Genomic DNA, 19984 nt, shown 5'->3' with positions numbered 1-19984 from the left:
AAATCTATCGTTATAAAAGGCCGTAAACCCAAGGATAGGGTAAGGCGCGCTATTCTGCGTGCTTTTGTGACGAACTTCAATACAATTCTCGTCGATTTGCGCTATTGAAATTTGTAGGTAAGGTGTTTATATTGTCGCCGCCTAACGGGCACACCCTAAAATGCACATTCGCCATCCCGCCATCACTGGTGCATTTATATTGGTGTTTTAGAACTTTCATGCAAACGACTACTCGTCCTTTTTCTCGTTTTACTCGTGAATCGGGTGCATTGATGCATCTGTCGATACCTATTATTCTGACTCAGCTTGCCACTCAAGCGATGGGTTTTGTGGATACCACAATGGCTGGTCAAGTGAGTGCTGCCGATCTCGCGGCGATCGCCTTGGGTGCTAGTCTGTGGATTCCAGTTTTATTGCTGCTTCGCGGCGTGATTATGGCGCTTACTCCGGTAGTGGCATATCACCGTGGTGCGCGTGACTTTGAGAGCATCTCTGTCGAGTTCTTTCAAATGGTTTGGCTCGCATTGATTTCTAGCGCGCTGCTGGTGGCTTACTTGGTCAGCGCGAAACCTATCTTAGAGTGGATAGGGGTTGCATCAGAAATTATCCCTATTGCTAGTGATTATGCGTTTGCCTTGGCGTTTGGTGTGCCGGGTATTGCTTTGTTCTATACCTTAAATGGTTTCTGCGAAGGGATGAACAACACTAAAGCGCCAATGATCATTTCAGTTATTGGCTTGTTGGTGAACATTCCGGTTAACTACATCTTAATTTACGGTAAGTTTGGGTTTCCTGAATTCGGTGCGGTAGGTTGTGGTTGGGCAACCAGTTTGGTGTATTGGTTAATGTCAGGATTATTGTATTCCTACATTAAAGGTCATCATCACTACAAAACGATCATTCGGTTTACTGATATCAAACCTAGAGCAAAAGAGATGATTCATTTGCTTAGGTTAGGTCTACCGATCGGTATGAACATTGCGGTTTGCGGCAGCATTTTTGCTGTCATCGCCTTGTTGATTGGTCGTATTGGAGCGGAAAATGTTGCGGCTGCGCAGATCGCCTTGAATATCTCCAGCATGACTTACGTGATTCCAATGAGCATTTCGTTTGGTATCACTATTCGTGTGGGCCACGCATTAGGTGCTAAAGACGAGATAGGCGCGATTGAACGCAGTAAAATCGGAATCTTGGTTGCAGGATTGATGTCGTTAATATCGGTGATAATTTTCTTGTTGTTCCCGGATTGGATTATTCGACTTTACACTACAGACCCAGCAGTGAGTGCGACAGCGGCAACGCTACTTGTGTTTACAGCCATGTACCAGTTTAGTGATGCGCTGCAAACCTCTTCGAACGGTGCGCTCCGTGGGTATAAAGACACAAAAGTGCCGATGTTGTTGGCGATTGCTTCTTATTGGGGATTGGCATTGCCGCTTGGCATAGTGCTAGGGCTGACAGATCATATTGTGCCAGCTATGGGTGAAAAAGGTTTTTGGATCGGCATTCTTACGGGACTGACTGTGGCTGCGATATTGATGTTGCTGCGTTTACGTCACGTAATTAAAAAGCGTCCGCCTATTACTTCTGATAGAGCTTCTGATGGAATGACTACTCGCTAATAGTAAAAGCGCGTGATACCTGAGAAAGGGTCACGCGCTTTTTGATTATTCGTTAGCTCCTAGAGCAGTAATCGTCCGTTTTTATAGCCAAGGCCATTCTCGACATCACTGCCGAGTAGCACTGGACCATCAAGATCCACCACTTCTGCTTTAGTAGCTATAGGCAATGCTGCTTTCATTGCCATTGACGTTCCCAGCATACAACCGCTCATGATTTTAAGTCCCAGTTCACGAGCTCTTCCCTCTAATGCTAAGGCTTCTGTTAATCCGCCAGTTTTATCAAGCTTAATGTTAATCATCTCATAACAATCGACGAGTTCATCTAGCTCGGCTCTGGTATGGCAACTCTCATCAGCGCACAGTGGGATAGGGTGGGGAATACCCTTGAGTAAGTCATCTTGGCTACTAGGAACGGGTTGCTCAATCATGGTGATGTCTAGCGGTGCTAATTGATCGAACAAGGACTCAAGATCAAGTGACGCCCACGCTTCATTAGCGTCAATGACGATCTTCACTTCAGACGATAATGCTCGAATAGCGGCTATTTTCTCAACGATATCCTCGTTATCGAGTTTGACCTTCAGCAGCGTTGCACCTTCATCAATATACTGCTTTGCTTGGCTTGTCATGGTGTTGAGGTCAGCAACAGACACCGTCATCGCAGTTTCGATACTGGGTGCAATCGCAAAATAGGGTGATGGGAACTGGCTATCAGAGAGCTGACTTTCAAGCGACCATAACGCGCAATCAATAGCATTTCGAGCAGCGCCAGCCGGATAGTTTTGCAAGGCGAGTCGCGCTTCAAAGGGGTCTTGGGTCACTAGGTCGGCACTAAACTCATTGATTTGTGCCATGACTGATTCCACCGACTCACCATATCTCGGATAAGGCGTACACTCCCCTTGTCCAAGTTGTCCTTGGTATTCGATGGACACACGAACTACTTCACAGTGAGTACGTGTGCCTCTGGATATAGTGAAGGGCTTCGCGAGTTTAATTGAGTGATGGTGCGCTTCAATCTTCATAAGATTCTCACAACGTTTTTAGCTTGTTAGCGATTGAGTCTACCCCAAAACGAACAGGGTCCGTTACGGGAAGGTCAAACTGTTCACTCCATTGTTGACAGAGTTCTTTGGCATCAGACTCATCCAATATGGAAGTATTTAAACAGATACCTGCAAATTGGACTTTGGGGTTAGTCACACGTGCTGCCAAAAGGTTAGCGTTAATTGTTTGCTCAATCGTGGGCAATTGCGCGTGGGGGAGGTGGCGAATATGCTGACGTCCAACTTCGTGACAAAGAACAAGCGCATCTGGCTGAGCTCCGTGCAATAGTCCCAAGCTTACGCCAGCAAAGGATGGGTTGAAAAGAGAGCCTTGTCCTTCAATGATATCCCAATCATGATCGTTAAACTCAGGACTTAAGGCTTCTACGGCACCAGAAATGAAGTCTGCTACGACCGCATCCACTGAAATACCTTGACCGTCGATTAATATGCCGGTTTGCCCCGTTGCTTTGAATCTAGCATCAACATTGAGCTGCTTGAGTGCTTGTTCGATGGCAAGGGCACTGAACATCTTCCCCACTGAGCAATCTGTTCCAACTGTGAGTAGTCGTTTCCCCGAGCGCTTTTTACCATTACCTACTGCAAGGCGTTCGTCATAGTGTCTAACATCAAACAACTGGATTAAGCCTTGATCTGCCATTTGGGCTAACTCTGGTATGTCTGTCAGTCTTTGATGCATTCCCGATGCAATATCTAACCCTAGCTTTGCTGCAGCAATGAGTGTCTCTACCCAGTTTCTAGGAATAAAGCCGCCCGCATTGGCGGTGCCTATGACCAGCGTTTTTACGCCTTGTTTTTTAGCCTGCTCAAGTGTTAATTCAGTAAGCCCTAAAGAGACTGTATCCTCGGTTAGCCTGAGTTGCCCTAAACAGGCATCTGGGCGCCATTTGACAATACCGCGCGCGGTTTTTGCTGAGAGAGGATCAGTGACGTCACCGAGGAAAAGCAAGTAAGGCTGAGAAATGTTCATAGTGTCCCTTTATTCACAAGTAGCGAGAATCACAAGTAGCCCGCTTTACAGCTAGGTAAATTCCTAGCAGCGAGGCTAATGCTATCTAAGATAGGGAGGGAACACTCTAATAGCGAATGCTCGTTTGTTGGTCGCCTATAACATTAGGTTATACGTTGGCTATATGTTGTAACTAAGCGCTTGCGTGATTCTTCAACATCGAAAGAAAAGATCTCGTCGCAATCGAAAAAGGATGTAAGTCGCTGGTAAGTAGTGAGACGGAACAGTCAATAACGTCGGATAGCTGGAGGCTATGTAAGTTCTCACTTGCCGCATATTGGTTGGCAGTCCAAGGGTCAACAATCGCAATACCAGCTCCAAGAGCGGCCAGTTCTGCACCTGAACTGTAATTCCTAACTGTAAGGGACGGAACAAAATCAGGCTGTATTTGCTCAAGGGCGAGCGTGAGTTTCTGCCCTAAAGGATCGCGCCTGTCTAGGGCGATGATATTTAATTCATCGTCCAACAGAGCTTCTAACGTCACTACAGGGGGGTTATTCTCGCCTTCGCTAAATCGAGTGAAACCAGAGGTTGGTACTAGAACTTGCATTGATTTCTTGGCCAGAAGTTGGTGAGAAATACCGGCAGGAGTGTCTTCACCAAACGCCACAGCAATATCGAGCGCATTGTCGAGTAATGCGTCGCACAGTTCACTGCGATTACCGGTGACCAGTTCTATTGAGCATTGATGTGCTTGATGAAACTGTGCAATCACCGGTGTCAGGAATTTTGTAGCTAATACTGGTGGCGCACCTATTCGAATATGTTGATGCCCTTTTTTAACCTTGTTGGTGAGGGTTTTAAATTGGCCGAGTTGTAGATAGATTTTCTCTACTTCTGGTAACAGGGTTCTGGCTTCTTGAGTGGGAACCAGGCGACCTTTGACGCGCTCGAACAGAGAAAAGCCAAGCTGTAGCTCCGTATGAGCGAGTACACGGGTCACATTAGGTTGCGATACATGGAGGTTTTTCGCCGCGCCAGAGACGGTTCCCGTTTGCATAATCGCATAAAACACTTCTAGTTGACGTAAGTTCACAAAGACTCCATTCCCATACTGGCTCGCTGTAACTGTAATGGATCTTGCGCCTGAAGAGAATGACCGATTTTGACGCGATAAGGACTCTATCAGAAAACTGATGAAACCCTTATTTATTAAGCCTAAGTTGGCTTATTGCCTGTTTTGGTCAAAATCTCCGTGGAAATGGTCGTGATCAGACACACTGTCGGCGGCTTTTAGTTTTCCACCAATACACAGAGTTTGTTTCGGCTGAACCTCATAGTGTGTGCTAAAGCGAGCAACTTGCGCTGCTGCCTCGGCAACCTCGGGGAAACAAGGTTTCGCTCATCGGGTAATAAGTTGTTTCGCAAAGAATTTGTTGAAGTTCAATTCAATATCAGAGGTGCCAAAAGGCGGCTCAAAACATGAGGACTAGATAAAACAAAGGCTCGAACCTAGGTTAGGTTCAAGCCTTGAGTTGAAATTAGAAGTTAGACGGCTGTGGCGGAATTAGCCGATGAAATGCGACCAAAATATGGATGCCCAGATCATAAGTGCTAAACCAATTGCCAGAAACACAGCGGCAGAGCCGAGGTCTTTTGCGCGGCCTGAAAGCTCATGACGTTCTAAACCGATTCGATCAACAACGGCTTCAACCGCTGAGTTCATCAGTTCGACTATCATGACAAATACAACACTACCGACCAGAGCCACTTTCTGAAAAAGAGAAACATCGATGAGCAAAGCAATAATAACAGCGGCAATCAGTGCGACCACTTCTTGACGAAAGGCTGCCTCGTTCTTCCATGCTGCTAGTAGCCCCGACCAAGAATATCGGGCGGCATAGATAATACGTTTAATTCCGGTGTTTTTTTGTATTTCACTCATAGTGTTAATTCAACTTCATTATTAGGGCATCGTTGCGATTGTTCGCATCTTGATCATCGACCGATTTAGAAATATTGGCGATCATTTGGAACTCTTCATGAGTCCAGATCTCTTTCTCATTTAATGCGGACGGCAGTATATCAAACGAAGCGACCTTGTCAGCAGCAACGAGCTGTAATTGACCAAACTGTTCAAGCTCGTTCAATGATGACAAGGAAAGTGGTGTACCTTTAGTGACTCCATTTGGGACCAAATCTAGGCTGTAGTGGTAATCGCGAGTCTTAACTACCCATTTATTTGGTAAGCGTTTGCTACTATCCCACCAGATACCATCCAGCTTTTTAAGCTGTGCGATGGTGGTGTCTTCGTCTTGGGCATCTAACATCTTTAGGTGTTTTCTGAAGTATTGTGGAAATAACACTACAAAGGCATCTTGAGTGATGTCAGGGTTGATCTTAATGATCTCCATCGCGATTAGCGCACCTAGCATATTTGAGTACAAATCTTCTGGAGAGAAGGCGGAAGGATACTCTTTAAACCCGCCGACAGACACTAACCCATACCATTGAGCAATTTCATGCCACTGTGCAAGGCGAAACGCCAGTAAACCTGCGAGCTTTGCCTGTTCGTTGTTAGCTGAGTCAAGCTGGTCTAAATTATTGAACACGATTCTTCGAGCACGAAGTTCTGGCGTCAGAGCCAATTCAAATTCGTCACTGTCGCGATTTTTGATGCTGTGATATAGGTATAAGGTGAAGTCTGCAGTATCTCTCACATGCGCGGTATCGATGAAGCCACCTTTATTTGAGAATATCAGACCGTTAACTTCGTCTGACGTGCCGATAAGACTGCCTATGACACTCGAAGAACCATCATTAAACACATGAGCATCAACGTCTTCGACATTAAGTACGTTTTTAATGGAGTAGAAAGGGACGGGAACGCTTCCTAGCTCTGCTTTTAGGCCTGTTCCAAAGGCGCAGCATGGTCTTATCCCTACTGGTACAGTGTTTACGTCCGCAAAACTAGGCTGAACAAACGTAAAAGCTAAACTAAGTAGTAATAATATTCTTCTCATAATCAACCAAAAATCAGTATGTGGAACAAAAAAACGGCAAAGTGTGCAGTTTACACAGCCTTGCTTTGTCAAAAAAATGCAAGAATTTATGGTGACGATAATAAATCAATGAATTGATGAGGTTTACCATTTCGTGCCAGCTGCGATTTCTACGTGGTTTCTGCCTCGCTTTTTGGCGGCGTAGAGGGCTTCATCCGCATTTTCAAGCATGTTTTGTGGAGTAATTGGATGGTCACCTAAGTGCTGAAACGCGACACCAATGGAAATGGTCACAATGTCATAAGGGTCATTACCGGAATGCGTGATGTTGAGTTTCTCTACTTCTTGTCGCATTTGCTGTGCCAGCACGACACTCTCTTCTTGTGAGGTATTGACGAGAAGTGCACAAAACTCTTCTCCCCCAATTCTTGCCACCATATGACCACAGGGCGACAACACCTGCTTGAGTGCTTGCGCCACATAACGAAGGGCAAAGTCTCCTTGGACATGACCATAGGTGTCGTTGTATTGCTTAAAGTGGTCGACATCTATCATCATAGTCGTAATGGTACTAACAAAGAGGCTTTCGGTGTTGTGGGCGAGCTCAGACATAAAGGGACGGCGGTTGGGTAGGCCAGTTAGTTCATCTGTTTCGGCAGCGATATGTAACCTGCGATTTGTTTCGATAAGCTCATCTTGTAAGGCAGTCATCTCGTTATGATTTTTCAAGCGAATATGCAGTTCACTAACGGTGGTTGATAATCGACTTAAAATGGTTTTCTGTGTTTCTGTCCATTGCTGGTGATGATGCAAGTTAGACGCACTCAATATGCCGAAGACAGACTGACCATCAATAAGAGGAAATAGAGCAATAGAGCTGACATTCTGGGCTCTGAGTAGTGCGTATTCAGTTTGTGCACTGTCTTTAATCGATTCGATGTCATCAATAATGATGGGGTCGAGAGACAGTAAACGCCTTTGCAGTAATGTCATGGCTTCGATATTAAAACCTTCACCTAAAGGATTTTTTGAACCATCAGCCCGCCATGAGTAGCTGAACGTGGCCATCTGTTCTTGGATTGAGAGTATGCTAATACGATCAATTTCTAAAACTCGTCCTATCGGTTCAAACGCGCTATACATCACTTCGGTAACATTATCTTCGTTACATGTGAGAATGTTTAATGACATATCTGCCAAAATGCGATGTAACTTACTTTGCGTTTTGTACGCTTCCGTTTGCTGTTCAATAGAATGTTTAAGTTGACTCTGATGCTGCAATAGCTGGCGTTCAGTTTTTTTCTGTGCCGCAATCGCATTTCGAGAAGTGTTGTTTAGGTTTTGCAAGGCGTGAGCAACGTAAGTTAACTCATCTTTACGCTCAGTTAAGCTGTGGGGCAGTTTAACTTTGCTTGAAGTTCTTGGACTAATATCTTTCGAAAGACGATAGAGTTCTAAGAGTGGCGTCGTGATCAGCTTACGAACAATAAAGAGAATAACGACAAGAATAATAACAGCTTCGATAATATTAAGTAGCAACCCCAATGCAAGCTTAGATATCACCTCTTCTTGGATAATGCTGTCGTCAATCATGTAGGAGATGTTGCCTAGGTAGCGGCCGTTATATCGCAGTTCCAATATCGAGGGGCTGGTTTTGATGTTTGGTGATAAATTGGCGTCTAAATAGGTGCCATCGACACCAGTTAATCGAATATTACGAATGTAATCATCTTCACTAATGCTCAGCATAAGTTGCTGAAGTTGAGAAAGGTCTAGATCCCACAATGATTCTGCAATTGGATAGGTGAGCGAATGTACATGCGCTCGAGCATGTTTGTTCACTTTGTGTATTTCTTGTCGATAATCAATGTAGGCTTGAATAGCGATGTTGAAGAGTGTCAACGTACCAGTGACGATAATCAAAATAGTGATAATTTTGTTGCGGATGGACATAGCATTGAAGCGCTGCATCTATCGTTCACTCACTTTTGACAACAAAAGGGTCGATTGGGTTGGCAAAAATGTCGATATTTTCGAAGTCTATGTTGCTCCATGCTTTGTCCTCAAGCGTAGAGAAAAGCTCAGAGGGGTAACGAATGATTTGAAATAGATTGAATTTGGTTCTTTGTGGCCAACGCTGGTCTTTCTGGTGATGATGAATCTTAACCATTTGCAAGCCGACTGCTGTGAAGTGTCCACCGCCCAAAGAAGTAATGTGTCCGTCTTTCAGTTCCGATAATACCGACTGTGAGGTGTTGATCGTGCTAATAAAGATGTCGTTGCCGATACTGCGTCCCGCTTCGCTAATTGCTTTTTGAGCACCAAATGCCATGTGATCGTTGGCGGTCCAGATGTAACGGACTTTTGAATGGCGTTTAAGCAGGACTTTGGTTTGTTCATAAGCCAGATCCTCTCGCCAGTCTCCGTAAACTCGCTGCGCAACCGTAGTGTGTTCTTGCTGCATCACAAACGCCATAGCACCTGCTTCGCGATTGTTTGAGGCTGGAGTGTTTTTATCTCCTGACAGGATTAAGAAGGCGCCTTGTTTATCTTTTCCTTTTTGATACAGTTCTTTGGCAGTGAGATATCCGATATTAAAGTTATTGGGAAATACGCCAGGCATAAGTCGCGTATTCCATATTGGATCGGTTCGCAGCGTTTGTTTGTTTGAAGGGGAGAGGTCGTTAAGTACGAAGGAAACAAAGCAATTTGATTCAGATAGCATGTTCAATAATGCAAGGCCGTTGCTTTTTTCGTTAACGAGAACGACATAGTCGGGCTTGGGTAAAACTTGCATCCGTTCTGCAAGCAACTGTTGTGTCAGAATGTGGTCTCTGTTGCCGTGAAGTATCTCCAAGGTTAAGCCTAGCGAGGATGCCGCTGCTTGAGCGTAGCCGTCAACGTCTCCCCAGAAGCTCTCATCGGCAAAGCCTGGGTTCACGAATAGAACTCTTGTCGTCATGTTCTGGTTCGCTCTCAACGCGAACGGACTATGAATGATAAGCAAGCAGCATATCAACCAAATGGATCTCCAAATCATACTAACACTCCCTGTGTTAGAGAAAATTATGGGATTTAGATCACGTTAAGTCGAATGGATTGGTTTGAATTTGTTGCAGATTATTCGGGTTTCTCATTTCTTGAACGCTTTTTTGGTTTTGAGATAGCAGAAATGAAAGACATCAGCCACGAGGTAGGGCGTGGCTGATGTGGGTTTGCTTATAGGGATAAAGGTTTTGATTTTATGATTCGTTTTGCCCAAGCCCTGGCGGGATGCAGTTGTGATAAAACATCCACGGGTAGCGGAAGAGGATCACCGCAAATCTCAGAGGCTAATAGCTCAGCCAAAAGTGGCGCAGAACTCAGTCCTCTAGAGCCTAAACCGAGCATACAATATAAGCCGCCATAATTCGGAAGTTCACTTAACGTGTTGTCGTCCTCCGAATAGGAGGCATCTAGCTTATCAAAATCACACACTTGACCAACGAAGGGTAAGTGATCTCGACTTACGGTGCGAATCCCCTGTCGTGACTGGTTATCTGAGGTGTCTACCTCATTTACCCATTCGACGTCTTGAATACAGTGTCTGAGTTTTTCTGCATTTTCGAACTGAGCTTGTTGATCAAATTGGTTATCGATGTGTTTTCGATCGTAGCTTGCGCCGATGCAATGGGTGCCTGTTTGTGGATTGTTTGGCGTCATGTAACCGTCATAACATAGCACCGACTTTAGCGATTTGAGCTTATCTGTCGTCTGAATATGGCTGACTTGTCCTTTTACCGCCGTAAGATGCAGTTTCTCTGTTTGTTTTATAGCACTGAATTTATGGCCATTAGCAACGATAACTGTGTCGAAGTGAGTTTGATGGATAGTGCCGTCAACGAGGATGACTTGCCACTTTCCGTCCTGCGCTTGTTTTAGCTCAGCTACTTCTAAATTAAAGTAAGCACTACTTTTTCCATCGTTTACACTACTTTGGATTAGACCTTGAGTGAGCTGGAATGGACATAACCAACCTCCGAGAGGGTAGTGAATGCTCGCATGCGGCGAAGGGAGGCCGATGGTCTCTGAGGTTTGTTCTGCATCCAACTTATGGATAAGCGCTGTCGGAAAGCCTCCTGACAACATACGTTCGAGCTTAGTAGTAGATTTCTCGTCCCACATAAGTTGCGTGACACCGCACCAATCGTGGTCGTAAGGGATTGTGGTTGCTGCTTGCTCCGCAAACTGGCGGGCATAAATAAATGCTGGAGCAAACACTCTGGATACGCCTTTGTGCTCACCGTTAAGAAGTGGGTAAACCGCACCTTGCCTGTTTCCGGATGCACCTTGAGCAGGTTCACTGTCTTTGCAAAATAGTTGACTGTGAATTCCTCGATTTGCTAACGCTTTTGTCAGGCAAGCACTGGCAATGCCGCCACCAATGATGGCTACTTGTACTGGTGTATTTAGATGTGGTCGATAATACAGTGAGTGATAGTTTGTGAATGGCGTTTTTTGTGCGATTTGACCGACAATCATGTCACGCTTTGTGCCAAAACCTTTGGCTTTACGCATATCAAAACCCGCTTCGATTAGACCTCTTCGGACAAAACCTGCTGCAGTGAACGTTGCACAAGTACAATCTTGTTTACCGAGTTTAACCATGCCGTTAAACAACTCTTGATTCCACATCTCTGGGTTCTTACTTGGTGCAAAACCATCTAAGAACCAACAATCTACTATACCTTCGTTTGGTGTGGGTACTAGCGGCATGCAGTCTTTTATATCGCCAAACCAGAGATCTAGCGTTATCGCGCCATCCGCTAAGACAATGCGATGACATTCCGGTACAGCCATAGGGTAATGTGCTTGCAACTGTTCGGCATAAGGAGCTAACTCCGGCCATGCTTGATGCGCTTTTTCTAGATCGGTTTTTGAGAGAGGGTATTTCTCAAAGCTAATAAAATGCAGTTCTTGAAGTGTCGAATCCGGATTGCTCATTCGGAACTGTTCGAACCATTGCCATACTGCAAGGAAATTGAGGCCGGTACCAAATCCGGTTTCAGCAATGATAAAACGTCGTTGTTCGAAATCCTGCCAACGCTCCGGAAGGCGATTTTGTTTCAAAAAAACGTAACGTGTTTCTTCTAACCCATTGACATTAGAGAAGTAAACATCGTCAAATTGGTCTGAAACTGGAGTACCCGACTCATTCCAGTCGAGTTGAGCGTGAGTGATGGAAGTCATAATATTGACACTTAACTTGTGTTATACCCGTTACTAGAAAGTTATCACAACTACAGTTATTAGGGCATCGATAGCATTTATTGGTGCGGATTGTACGAATTTATGGGAAAGCTGACCACTTATATCCTGTATCTTCGTTATCATTTAGCAGTTTTTGAATTTATAGGAAAGTCACATGAAACGAGTCGTAATTACCGGTATGGGTATTGTTTCGAGCATCGGTAACAACGTAGAAGAAGTTTTAGCGTCTCTAAAAGCAGGCCGTTCTGGTATTAACGCCTCTGAGCAGTTCAAAGAGATGGGCCTTCGTTCTCAAGTGTGGGGCGACCTGAAAATCAACCCAGCTGAGCACATTGATCGTAAAAAAATGCGCTTTATGGGTGATGCTGCGGCGTACGCTTATCTGTCTATGGAACAGGCAATTGCTGATGCAGGTCTAACAGAAGACCAAGTATCAAATGACCGCACGGGTATTGTTGCTGGCTCTGGTGGTGCGTCAGCACTAAACCAAACACTAGCGGTAGACACTATTCGCGAGAAAGGCGTGAAGCGTGTTGGTCCTTACATGGTACCTCGCACTATGTCTTCAACTGTTTCTGCATGTTTGGCGACTCCATTTAAAATCCGTGGTGTGAACTACACGATGAGTTCTGCATGTGCGACGTCGGCACACTGTATCGGCCATGCGATGGAACTGATTCAACTTGGTAAACAGGACATCGTATTTGCTGGTGGTGGTGAAGAGCTTGATTGGACTCAAACTATGATGTTTGATGCTATGGGCGCACTATCTACTAAATATAACGAAACACCAGAAAAAGCCTCTCGCACTTACGATGCAAACCGTGACGGTTTTGTTATCTCTGGTGGTGGCGGTATGGTTGTTGTCGAGGAGCTCGAGCATGCTCTAGCTCGTGGCGCGACTATCTACGGTGAAATCGTAGGTTACGGTGCAACTTCTGATGGCTACGACATGGTAGCACCATCTGGCGAAGGTGCGGTTCGTTGTATGAAGATGGCGATGCAAGATGTAGAAGTGATTGATTATGTAAACACTCACGGAACATCAACTCCTGTTGGCGACGTAAAAGAACTGGGCGCTATTCAAGAAGTATTCGGCGGCAATAGCCCTGCAATCTCAGCGACAAAAGCAATGACAGGTCACGCATTGGGAGCAGCTGGTGTTCATGAAGCAATTTATTCTGCGCTAATGCTACATCACAGCTTTATTGCACCAAGCATCAACATTGAAGAACTGGATGAAGCAGCCCAAGGCCTAGATATTGTTACTGAAACTCGTGAACAAGAACTGAATACAGTGATGTCAAACAGCTTTGGCTTTGGCGGTACTAACGCAACGCTAGTATTGAAAAAGTATCAAGGCTAAGACTGGATAATCAGTTATTATGATTTCCAGAGCTGACCAGTGAAAATTGGTCGCAGACGCAAGTTTTAACTCCTGGAGAGCGGGTTAAAATCCTTTTGTTCTGGATATTGCCCAGCCATTATTGGCTGGGCATTTTTCTATCTAGGGAATTTGAAAAGAGTTCTCTCGACACTGTGGTGAAGATCTTGCACAATTCACGCCTAGGTAAGGACAACACCCTTTGGATAAAACAATGAAGATTATTGTTGATGAAGCAATGCCTTATGCTGTCGAATTGTTCGAGCAGCTAGGTGAAGTGATAGCGAAACCAGGACGTGAGCTAACTGCTGACGACCTTATTGACGTTGATGCGCTGATGATACGTTCGATCACAAAAGTGAATGAATCGTTGTTAGAAAAAGCGAACAAATTGAAATTTGTCGGTACAGCAACAGCAGGCATGGATCATGTTAATCAAGCATTGTTGCAACAGCGTGGTATCTTTTTCACTGCTGCGCCAGGTTGCAATAAGGTTGGCGTTGCGGAATACGTGATCAGTAGCTTGATGGTTATTGCTCAGCAACAAGGCTTCTCTATTTTTGATAAAACAGTGGGCATTGTTGGCTGTGGTCAAGTCGGAAGCTATCTCCAAAAATGTTTACAAGGTATTGGTATTAAGGTTCTGCTCAACGACCCTCTTAAGCAGCAACAAGGCGACAGCCGTGAATTTACCGACCTAGATGTACTATTAGAGCAATCTGATGTCATCACTATGCACACGCCAATCACACGAGATGGTGAATTTCCCACTCACCATTTAATCGATGAAGCGCGTTTAAACAATTTTAGATCTGACCAAATCTTAATAAATGCAGCACGAGGTCCTGTGGTGGATAATGCTGCTCTAAAGCAGCGACTGCTTAAGAACGATGGGTTTACTGCTGTTCTTGACGTGTTTGAGTTTGAACCAGTAGTTGATTTCGACCTGCTTCCTCTGTTAACGTTCGCGACCCCTCATATTGCAGGCTATGGTTTAGAGGGCAAAGCTCGCGGTACCACGATGATCTTCAATAGCTATTGTGAATTTTTGCAGCTATCTGAACGTGCTAACCCAGATGCTTTATTACCTATTGCACCCATTCCACAAATTACATTAGATAGAGAGTGGAATGAAGCGACACTGCATAGCATGACTCAAATCATCTATGATGTACGCAAAGACGACGCAATTTTCCGCCGTGAAATTCACAATGAAGGCGGCTTTGATAAAATGCGCAAAAATTATTGGGATAGGCGTGAATATGGCGCCATCCTTGTTAAGGGTAGCGATTCATGCAATTTAGCACCTTTAGCAGAACTAGGATTTCAAATCGAGGTAACCAATGAGCCAACAATTTAATATTGCTGTATTTGGAGCAACCGGCGCTGTAGGTGAAACTATGGTGGAAGTGCTTCAAGAACGCGAATTTCCAATGGGTGACATTTACTTGCTGGCTAGCGAGCGTAGTGAAGGTAAAACTTATCGCATTAATGGTAAAACCGTTCGAGTAGAGAATGTAGAAAACTTTGATTGGTCTCAGGTTCACATCGCACTGTTCTCTGCTGGTGGTGAGCAATCAGCTAAGTGGGCACCAATTGCAGCTGATGAGGGTGTAGTCGTTATCGATAACTCCTCAAACTTCCGCTATGAGTATGATGTTCCTTTGGTTGTTCCGGAAGTTAATCCAGAAGTGATTGCTGAGTTCCGTAACCGTAACATTATCGCTAACCCAAACTGTTCAACTATTCAAATGTTGGTTGCATTGAAGCCTATTCATGACGCAGTAGGTATTGACCGTATTAATGTCACGACGTATCAGTCAGTGTCTGGCGCGGGTAAAACAGGTATTGATGAGCTAGCGGGTCAAACCGCAATGCTACTAAATGGCAAACCGGTTGAAAATAAAGCATTTAGCCAGCAAATCGCATTTAACTGTATTCCACAGATTGACCAGTTTATGGACAACGGCTACACCAAAGAAGAAATGAAAATGGTGTGGGAAACTCAGAAGATTTTCAATGATGCGAGCATCATGGTGAACCCAACGTGTGTTCGAGTTCCAGTATTCTACGGCCATGCTGAGGCGGTACACTTAGAAACTCGTGCACCAATTTCAGCGGAAGAAGTAACGCAACTGTTAGAACAAACGGACGGTATTGAAGTATTCCATGGTGAAGATATGCCGACTCAAGTTCGTGATGCGGGTGGCAAAGATCACGTTATGGTTGGTCGTATTCGCAATGACATCAGTCACCACAGTGGTATCAACCTATGGGTAGTGGCAGACAACGTACGTAAAGGCGCTGCGACGAATGCGGTGCAAATCGCAGAAGTGTTAATTCGTGATTACTTCTAAACTCGTTACGTTCAATTTAAGTTGATAATTAAAGGCCTCTTGTTAGAGGCCTTTGTTCTGTATAGTGTGACAAAATTGGTACGAATATCATGCTTGAATCATGTTTTTTCAAGGCTGAGCTATAGTTTTGCAGTGATTATCCGATATAGTACCAAGATTAGATTTGTATTTTTTATCGCAGACAGCTGAGCCTTCCATGCATCATTTTTTAAAGCCTTTGCTGGTGACACTTGCACTAGCAGGAGCGACGACTTCTTTTTCTATCAGCGCTGATACTATTCGATTAACTGGCCCTAACGGTGAAGCTCTGGCTGCGCCAAAGTTTTCACAGCCAATTCGTAATCAAGTTACTCCAGATTCTGACACGCCTGCTCGCTATTATGGGCCCACTAAAGTCAACGAAACTCTTTGGTCGATTGCAAGTCGATTTAAACCAGCAGACGCTACCGTACAACAAACGATTTACGCCTTTTATCAACTCAACCCTGCTGTATTTGAGCAAAACAATATTCATAAGCTGGTACCTAACAGCGAGCTACGCATCCCATCTGACGCTCAAATCAATCGTGTCGATTTACAAGAAGCCTTAGCCGTACTTGCTGCCCATCAAAATAAACTCAATTCAGCAGCGACACAGAGACAGGCCAAGGTGGTCGCTGAATCAAAACCTGAGGTAAAACCGGCTGATGTGAAACCAACGGTTGAAACTTCGGCGACAACCAAATCAGTTCCTTCGCAAGTCACGAACGAAAAAGTTTCGGACATCAAACCTCAGACAGGTTTAGAGCAAGTTATTCCAGCAGCGAAAGGCTTAATTGAGTCGGGTGAGATTAAGCAGCCAGCACAAGAGCTAACTCAAAAGCTTCAGGAAGAGTTGACGCGTTCAGAAAGTGAATTGCTTTCCCTAGAAGAGCGTAATCATCAATTGAGGTTGATGTTGTCAGAAGTCCAAAATGAAGTGGAAGTTCTAAAAACTGAAGTCAGTAACGAAGAGCGTATTCGTACAGAGGTTGAGCGACAGCTCAGTGAAGAGAAGCGCAAGCAAGCAGAGATGGCAAGGCTTGCGCCGAGCAAGTTGGATACTTGGTTAGCTAAGCCTTGGTTTGTTGCCTTATTAGCGTTTGTTCCTGCACTGCTGATTGGCTTGTTGGTAATGATGGTTTTACGATCTCGTAAGCAAAAGACGCAGATTGCTAGTAATCAAGAAGCCAATACCTCAACCCCGTCTTCTGATGTTGCGGCAGCGACTGCTGGTGTTGCTACTGCAGCTGTTGCGGTTGATACTCTGGATGATGATAGCCCGTTCTCGGATGACCTCCTTGCTGGGATTGAGGAAGATGATGACAGTAGCCAACTAGAGGTAGAGCAACAGCCAGAAGATGATATTTTCGCCGATTTGAATGATAGCGAGCTTGATTTCAATTTAGACGATGATGACGAAGACCCGTTTGCCAGCATCGACGAAGATGGTGAGCTGGATATCGGTTTTGTTGATCTTGACGCGAGTAATAACGGCATCAGCGTTAAAGATGGTGAAAAGGCATTAGGTCTTGAAGAAATGGAACGTGCACTCAACGATGTTGCAGTTCCAGATGCAGAAGATGACCTCGATTTAAACTTGTCTGATACAGATTCAGAGCCTGTTTCTCAACAAGAGCTCGACGATCTATTCGCTGATTTTAACGGCACGTCTAGTACTGAAACGGCTGACCTTGATTTGAAGGAACCTGAAAGCTCACTAAATCAAGCGGACATGGATGAGTTACTTGCGGGTGAGAGCTTCGATCTAGAAAGTGATGGTGACTTCAATCTGGATGATCTAGATATTGAGACGGATAACAAAACCGCATCAGAGGTGACGCCAGAGCAAGCAGATGAACCTGTTGATAATGCCGATATTGATGACCTTTTTGCCCAGTTCTCACAAATAGACGCAACACCTGAAATGCCACAGTCTAATACCTCTGAAGTGGCACAAGACGAAGAAATCACGCTTCTAGACGATATGCTGGACGAGGATTTTGAACTGTCTGATTTGGATGATTCTGATCTAATGCTCGATGAAATAGTCGATGCTGATGAGAAAGAAACCACTGACAAGGAGTTTGAATCTTCTGAGAATATAGACCTAGATGACGTCACTTTACTGGCAGATGAAGACTTAGAACTTGATGAAAACAATACCGATTTACTTGATGAATTACTGTTTGAAAGTACGTTAGGCGATTCAACCTCCGATGAGAAACAAGCTATTGATCTTGACCCGTTTGCCTCTGACGACCTAATCGGCGCAGATATTGATTTAGATAGTGAGATCGAAGACAGCGAACTTGAACTCTCTGACCTTGAGTCATCAAACCTTGAACCTTCAACCGTAGAAGCCGAATCTTCACTGACGCAACAGCCTGAGGATGACGACGTAATGGCTGTGGCAGAAAGTACTGATGTAGAAGAAAGTGCTGATGCAGATAGGTTGGTCGAAGAGAGTGCGGCTGTCGCAGCGCAAAATGTAACTGAAGAGCAGCGCTTAGAGGATGACCTCGATTTGGCATTAGATGCTGAGTTGCGACCAGCTATTGCTGAGGCTGAGCAGGTAAATATCGAAGAGCTAGATTCGATGGGTCTGTCTTCATCTTCGCAAGATCCTGCCGGCGAAGCACAATCTCAAGTGGAAGAGCCATCAACATTAGATGACTTAGATAATAATGTTCCTGACGTTGATTCTATTGCAGATGAACAAGGCATTGCTGAACCGTCGTTACCGTCAAGTTTTGAAAGCGAAGTTTCGCAAGAGAACGAGCGACATCACGAGGCGCATCAGCAACAAACGTCAGCCAGTGACAATGCGAGTACTGCATTTGAAGATGAGTTCGACTTCTCTCCTGAAATTGAAGGGGTAGGAGAGTCGGACACAGTGCCGCGTGATGATTCGCAAGAACAGAAAGAACTTGAAGCTTTGATGGCGAATGAGTTTGGAATTCCTCAAGATGATGATTGGTTGATAGATGATGAAAATACTCCATCAACTGCGCTGGAAGCCGAAGTGGCGGAATCCTCTCAAGAGCAAGAGTCTGACGATGACTTTTTAGCCAAAGCTTTGCAAAGTGAATATAACGAAGAAAATGCTTTCGCCGATGCAGAGGGTGACGCTGAGGATACCTTGCAGCCGGATTCGGAACTGGCTGCCGACTTTGCTATGGCCGATGATGAACTGCCTGAGTATAGCGAAGAAGATGCGCTTGCTGATGTGTTGGCAGGACAACCAATAGAGCAAGAGGCGTCTGAGCCTAGCGATGTTAGCGAAGCGGAGATTGAAGCTGTACTTCATGACATTGAATTGCCAGAAGAGGTAGAAGTTGCCCACAACACAGAGAGTGACATTGAAACTGCCCCTCAATCAGATGCTACTCAAACGGTGCCGGAACGAGAACCGATTGAAGAGTTTGATTTTCCTGATTACACCGAAGAGGACGCGTATGCGGATAGCGCGCAAGCAGAGCCTGAGCTTGTTCATGAGCCTTCGGTTCAGGATGAGATCACCGATGGCGCTATTTCGCTAGAGGATCTACCGGAATACGATGAGTCACAAGCTGCGGAGGATATGGTGTCGTCCGCTTCTGAACGCGAGCCGAGTTTTGCAGTTGAGCAAGACATGGTAGGTGAAACATTAGATCACTCAGAAATTGATGCTCTAGCAGATGCTTTTTCTATGGTAGACATGTCAGCTATAGAGCAAGAAGGTCAGCTTGGGGAGTTGCTGCAAGAGGGCGAGCAAGCGTTCTCAAATATTAGCCCTGTTGACCAAACAACGGCGGATAGTGCTGGCATGGATTTGGGTGTGATGCTGCAAGATTCTCCAGACCAAGAAGGTGGTGAAGACTGGAATGGTTTCTCATTGACTGACGAGCAGCGAGCATCGATCGATCACCAAATCCCAGATGAAGAACAGGAAATTTGGAACAATACTCATGCTGGTTCTTTAGCTGATGCCAGTGAAGAGGACTGGGCTTCCCAAGACCCTGTTGCCGACTTTGAGGACAGCGCAGATCAATTTATGACGATTGATGAGCTGATGGCACAGGTCGACGATAATGCTTCCAGTGATGAGGAAGAAGAGTTGAAGTTGGATGTGGGATTGGATGAGTTCCCTGATGTCATTGGTCCAATTACCGAAGTCGATGTTGATTCGGATTCCGAAGCCGCAGGTAACCTCGACCTTGCCAAGATCTACATCGAAATGAATGATTTCGAGGGTGCGGTGAAATTACTTGAGAAAGCGCTACTAGAAGGTAGTGGCAATATTCAATCAGAAGCAAAGGCCTTGCTGGCTAAGCTTTCCGAATACCAGTAAGT

General features: G+C 45.0%; 13 protein-coding genes. 5 read left to right on the top strand and 8 right to left on the bottom strand.

Annotation, left to right across the window (positions count from 1 at the left end; translation table 11 throughout):
* Positions 1-218 precede the first annotated feature (218 nt).
* A complete protein-coding gene (locus MMA19_RS20100) occupies positions 219-1622 on the top strand; it encodes an MATE family efflux transporter (RefSeq protein ID WP_240207058.1) in 1404 nt (467 codons plus the stop codon).
* A gap of 59 nt (positions 1623-1681) precedes the next feature.
* Here MMA19_RS20100 and MMA19_RS20095 read toward each other — a convergent pair whose 3' ends face one another.
* From MMA19_RS20095 to mnmC, 8 genes are all read right to left on the bottom strand, one after another.
* Positions 1682-2647: an enolase C-terminal domain-like protein gene (locus MMA19_RS20095; RefSeq protein WP_240207057.1), complete on the bottom strand. Its 966-nt coding sequence runs from the start codon at positions 2645-2647 to the stop codon at positions 1682-1684.
* A 7-nt stretch (positions 2648-2654) separates the two neighbouring features.
* Positions 2655-3659 carry an N-acetyltransferase DgcN gene (gene dgcN, locus MMA19_RS20090; RefSeq protein WP_236110544.1) on the bottom strand — a complete coding sequence of 335 codons (1005 nt, stop codon included), beginning with the start codon at positions 3657-3659 and terminating at the stop codon, positions 2655-2657.
* A gap of 172 nt (positions 3660-3831) precedes the next feature.
* Positions 3832-4734, bottom strand: coding sequence for a LysR family transcriptional regulator (locus MMA19_RS20085; protein ID WP_240207056.1), 903 nt, complete (start codon positions 4732-4734; stop codon positions 3832-3834).
* 471 nt (positions 4735-5205) lie between these two features.
* Entirely contained in the window at positions 5206-5583 is a 378-nt protein-coding gene (locus MMA19_RS20080; RefSeq protein WP_240207055.1) for a diacylglycerol kinase, read from the bottom strand.
* A gap of 4 nt (positions 5584-5587) precedes the next feature.
* Positions 5588-6661 (bottom strand): DUF4056 domain-containing protein, encoded by a 1074-nt coding sequence (locus MMA19_RS20075; protein ID WP_240207054.1) that lies wholly within the window; start codon positions 6659-6661, stop codon positions 5588-5590.
* Between the two features lie 123 nt (positions 6662-6784).
* Positions 6785-8611: a sensor domain-containing diguanylate cyclase gene (locus MMA19_RS20070; RefSeq protein WP_198557534.1), complete on the bottom strand. Its 1827-nt coding sequence runs from the start codon at positions 8609-8611 to the stop codon at positions 6785-6787.
* A 7-nt stretch (positions 8612-8618) separates the two neighbouring features.
* Positions 8619-9680, bottom strand: coding sequence for an ABC transporter substrate-binding protein (locus MMA19_RS20065; RefSeq protein WP_240207053.1), 1062 nt, complete (start codon positions 9678-9680; stop codon positions 8619-8621).
* 179 nt (positions 9681-9859) lie between these two features.
* Entirely contained in the window at positions 9860-11869 is a 2010-nt protein-coding gene (mnmC, locus tag MMA19_RS20060) for a bifunctional tRNA (5-methylaminomethyl-2-thiouridine)(34)-methyltransferase MnmD/FAD-dependent 5-carboxymethylaminomethyl-2-thiouridine(34) oxidoreductase MnmC (protein WP_240207052.1), read from the bottom strand.
* A 175-nt stretch (positions 11870-12044) separates the two neighbouring features.
* Between mnmC and fabB the strand changes: the two genes are divergently transcribed.
* The 4 genes from fabB (at position 12045) to MMA19_RS20040 (ending at position 19982) form a co-directional block, all read left to right on the top strand.
* A complete protein-coding gene (gene fabB, locus MMA19_RS20055) occupies positions 12045-13256 on the top strand; it encodes a beta-ketoacyl-ACP synthase I (RefSeq protein ID WP_240207051.1) in 1212 nt (403 codons plus the stop codon).
* Positions 13257-13488: 232 nt separating this feature from the next.
* On the top strand, positions 13489-14634 hold the full coding sequence (locus tag MMA19_RS20050; protein WP_062460407.1) for a 4-phosphoerythronate dehydrogenase: 1146 nt from the start codon (positions 13489-13491) through the stop codon (positions 14632-14634).
* Complete coding sequence (locus MMA19_RS20045; protein WP_240207050.1) at positions 14618-15631, top strand: aspartate-semialdehyde dehydrogenase; 1014 nt, start codon at positions 14618-14620, stop codon at positions 15629-15631. The genes MMA19_RS20050 and MMA19_RS20045 overlap by 17 nt, the downstream gene beginning before the upstream one ends.
* A gap of 196 nt (positions 15632-15827) precedes the next feature.
* Positions 15828-19982 (top strand): FimV/HubP family polar landmark protein, encoded by a 4155-nt coding sequence (locus MMA19_RS20040; RefSeq protein WP_240207049.1) that lies wholly within the window; start codon positions 15828-15830, stop codon positions 19980-19982.
* Positions 19983-19984: the final 2 nt, after the last annotated feature.

It is taken from the genome of Vibrio sp. CyArs1 (genome assembly GCF_022432925.1).
GTDB lineage: Bacteria > Pseudomonadota > Gammaproteobacteria > Enterobacterales > Vibrionaceae > Vibrio > Vibrio mediterranei.
The sequence above is the reverse complement of the archived record's forward strand: the minus strand, read 5'-3'. Positions and strand labels throughout refer to the sequence as shown.